A 273-nucleotide genomic window follows, 5' to 3' on the forward strand; every position below is an offset into this window, starting at 1 on the left:
TGTCAGCGCTTCATGTAATACGCTGCCTGCCGAAGAGTGTTGGCTATCGCCTGCTACTTTTGCTTGTAAGTAGCGGTGTAGCCAAAGCATGATAATAATTGCAGGCAATTCGAGTAGCACTAGATACAACGTTGTTTCAGGTCGTAAAGGCCACTGAGATTGATCGACCATGGTCATCACCACGGCAAATGTTCCCGCACTCACAGAGCCGTAATGAGCAGCGATACTTATGGCTTCTTTTTGCGGTAATTGAATTAATTTTCGCAGTAGAGG

The 273-nt window shown here is 46.2% G+C and carries 1 protein-coding gene; it reads right to left on the reverse strand.

Annotation, left to right across the window (positions count from 1 at the left end; genetic code table 11):
- Window positions 1–273, reverse strand: a 273-nt coding sequence (locus tag AAEY75_RS15110; protein WP_352260040.1) for a sodium-dependent bicarbonate transport family permease, incomplete at both ends; no start/stop codon positions are given.

The sequence above is a fragment of the Psychrobacter sp. TB55-MNA-CIBAN-0194 genome, assembly GCF_040309505.1.
In the GTDB taxonomy this organism is placed as follows: Bacteria; Pseudomonadota; Gammaproteobacteria; order Pseudomonadales; family Moraxellaceae; genus Psychrobacter; species Psychrobacter fozii.